We start from the raw sequence: 3,748 nt of genomic DNA on the forward strand, positions 1-3,748 counted from the left end.
CGCCATCCACTCCCACCGAGGAGATCATCGCCGGCATCTACACCCAGGTGCTTGGCCTGCACAGGGTTGGTGTCGACGACTCGTTCTTCGACCTGGGCGGTGATTCGCTGTCGGCGATGCGGGTGATCGCCGCCGTCAACGCCGGCCTCGACGCCCGGCTGTCGGTGCGAGTGTTGTTCGAAGCGCCCACCATTGCGCAACTGGCGGCGCGCCTCGGCGAAGGCGGGCACCGGTTCGCCGCGGTGGTGGCCGCCGAGCGGCCGGCGGTGGTGCCGTTGTCGTTCGCGCAGTCGCGGCTGTGGTTCATCGGCCAGCTGCACGGGCCGTCCCCGGTGTACAACATGGTGGCCGCGCTGCGGCTGCACGGGCCGGTGGACATCGGCGCGCTGGGCGCCGCACTGCATGATGTCGTGACCCGGCACGAGAGCCTGCGCACGGTGTTCGCCGCGACCGACGGGACGCCCGCCCAAGTGGTGCTGCCGCCCGACCGTGCCGACATCGGCTGGCAGGTCATCGACGCCAGTGGCTGGTCGCCGGCCCGACTGGATGACGTCATCCGCGACACCGCCCGGCATACCTTTGACTTGGCTGCTGAAATTCCGTTGCGTGCAGTGCTTTTGCGGTGTGGTGTCGAGGAGCATTTGTTGGTGGCGGTGGTGCATCATATTGCCGCGGACGGGTGGTCGTTGACGCCGTTGGTGCGTGACTTGGCGCGGGCGTATGCGAGTCGGTCGGCGGGGCGGGTTCCGGATTGGGTGCCGTTGCCGGTGCAGTATGTCGATTACACGTTGTGGCAGCGCGCCCAGTTCGGTGACCTCGACGACCCGCACAGCCTGATCGCCGGTCAGCTGCGCTACTGGGAAAGCGCGTTGGCGGGCATGCCCGAGCGGTTGGAATTGCCCACCGATCGGCCGTATCCGGTGGTGGCCGATTTCCGCGGCGCCAGTGTCGCGGTGGAGTGGCCGGCGCAGTTGCAGCAGCAAATATCGCGGTTGGCCGGCGCGCATAATGCCACCAGTTTCATGGTGGTGCAGGCCGCGTTGGCGGTGCTGCTGGCCAAGGTGAGCGCGAGTTCGGATGTGGCGGTGGGCTTTCCGATCGCTGGGCGGCGCGACCCGGCGCTGGATGACGTGGTGGGTTTTTTCGTCAACACCTTGGTGCTGCGGGTGGACGTCTCCGGTGATCCCACGGTGGCCGAGCTGCTGGCGCGGGTGCGGCAACGCAGCCTGGCTGCCTATGAGCATCAGGATGTGCCGTTCGAGGTGCTGGTGGAGCGGCTCAACCCGGCCCGCAGCCTGGCGCACCATCCGCTGGTGCAGGTGATGTTGGCCTGGCAGAACATCGAGCCCACCGAGCTGAGCCTGGGGCAGGTGCGGGTGATTCCGCTGCCGGTGGATACCCGCACCGCCCGGATGGATCTGGCCTGGTCGCTGGCCGAACGCTGGACACCCGATGGCTCCCCCGCCGGTATCGGGGAGCGGTCGAATTCCGCACCGACGTGTTCGACACCGCCACGGTCGAGGCGTTGACCCAGCGACTGCGGCGGGTGCTGGCGGCCATGACCGCCGACCCCGGCCGCCGGTTGTCCTCGATCGACCTGCTCGACCCCGACGAGCACGCCCGCCTCGATGCCCTCGGCAACCGCGCAGCACTGACCCGACCGCAAAACCCGCCCACCTCCATCCCCGCGATGTTCGCCGCCCAGGTGGCGCGCACCCCGCACGCCGTGGCGCTGACCGCCAACGGTCGCTCGGTCACCTATCGTCGGCTTGAGGAACACGCAAACCAATTGGCGCACCAACTTATTCGTTACGGCGCAGGGCCGGGCCGCTGCGTGGCCGTGCTGCTGGAGCGTTCCGCCGAGGCCGTCGCGGCCATCCTGGGGGTGCTCAAGGCCGGGGCCGCCTACCTGCCCATCGACCCCGGCCTGCCCAGCGCGCGGATCGAGTTCATGCTCGCCGACGCCGCACCCGCGGCCGTGCTCACCAGCACCGAATTCCATTGCCGTCTAAAGGAGTACGACCAGACCGTCATCGACGTCGACGACCCGTCGATCCGGGAACAACCCGTCACCGCACCACCCGCACCCGCCCCGGACAATATCGCTTACCTCATCTACACCTCCGGGACCACCGGCGTCCCCAAAGGCGTTGCGGTCACCCACCGCAACGCCACCCAGCTGTTCGCGTCGCTGGGAGCCGCCGGCCTGCCCGCCGCACCCGGAAAGGTGTGGGGCCAGTGCCATTCGCTGGCCTTCGACTTCTCAGTGTGGGAGATCTTCGGCGCGCTCCTGAACGGCGGGCGCGTGCTGGTGGTGCCCGACGACGTGGTCCGCTCGCCAAAAGACCTGCACGCCTTGCTCGTTGCGGAACGCGTCGACATGTTGACCCAGACGCCGTCCGAGGTGGGCGTGCTCTCACCCGACGGTCTGGAGTCGACGACGCTGGCGGTCGCCGGCGAGGCCTGCCCGGTCGAGGTGGTGGACCGCTGGGCGCCCGGCCGGGTGATGATCAACGTCTACGGGCCCACGGAGACCACCATCGTCGCCGCCGTCAGCGCGCCGCTGACCCCTGGCCCCGAGGCGCCGCCGATCGGTGCGCCCGTGCCGGGGACCGCGCTGAGAGTGCTCGACGCACACCTGCGGCCGGTGCCCCCCGGTGTGGTCGGCGAGTTGTACGTGGCCGGCGCCGGGGTATCGACCGGCTACCTGGGCCGGCCCGGCCTGACGGCGTCGCGGTTCGTGGCCTGCCCGTTCGGCGGCGCCGGCGAGCGGATGTATCGCACCGGGGACCTGGTCCGGTGGGGCGCCGACGGGCAACTGCAATACCTCGGCCGCGCCGACGAACAGGTCAAGATCCGCGGCTACCGCATCGAACTCGGCGAAATCCAGTCCGCCCTGGCCGAATTGGACGGCGTCGAGCAGGCGACGGTGATCGCCCGCGAGGACCGTCCCGGCGACAAGCGGCTGGTCGGCTACGTCACCGGGACCGCCGACCCGGCGCAGCTCCGCACCGCGCTGGCCGAACGGCTGCCCGGCTACATGGTGCCCGCCGCGGTGCTGGTGCTGGACGCGCTGCCGTTGACACCCAGCGGCAAACTCGACACCGGCGCCCTGCCCGCCCCCGACTACCAGGGCCCCGAGGACTACCTGGCCCCGGCCGGCGCGGTGGAGGAGATCCTGGCCTGGCTCTACGCCCAGGTGCTGGGGCTGCCGCGGCGGGTCGGGGTGCAGGAATCCTTCTTCGACCTGGGCGGCGACTCGCTGTCGGCCATGCGGCTGGTCGCGGCCATCTACAACGCGCTGGACATCCACCTGCCGGTGCGGGCCGTCTTCGAGGCGCCCTCGGTGCGCAGCCTGAGCCAGCGGCTGAACGCCGATCCCGCTGTGGCGCAAGGCCTTCGGGCCGACTTCGCATCGGTGCACGGCCGCGACGCCACCGAGGTGTACGCCAGCGACCTGACCCTGGACAAGTTCATCGACGCCGCGACGCTGTCCGCCGCACCCGCGCTGCCCGGCCCCGGCGCCGAGGTGCGCACCGTGCTGCTGACCGGCGCCACCGGCTTCCTGGGCCGCTACCTGGTGCTGCAATGGCTGGAACGCCTGGAACTGGCCGACGGGAAACTCATCTGTCTGGTGCGGGCCGCCTCGGACGACGACGCGCGGCGCCGCCTCGAGCGCACTTTCGACAGCGGCGATCCCGCCCTGCTGCGGTACTTCCACGAACTGGCCGCCGACCACCTCGAAGTC

Annotated in this window: 1 pseudogene; it reads left to right on the forward strand. The window is 70.3% G+C overall.

Annotated features, from left to right (window positions below):
* Nucleotides 1-3,748, forward strand: a pseudogene (locus NF20_RS08620) (amino acid adenylation domain-containing protein); the annotation flags it as partial.

This window comes from Mycobacterium sp. MAC_080597_8934 (genome assembly GCF_000523975.1).
In the GTDB taxonomy this organism is placed as follows: domain Bacteria; phylum Actinomycetota; class Actinomycetes; order Mycobacteriales; family Mycobacteriaceae; genus Mycobacterium; species Mycobacterium avium.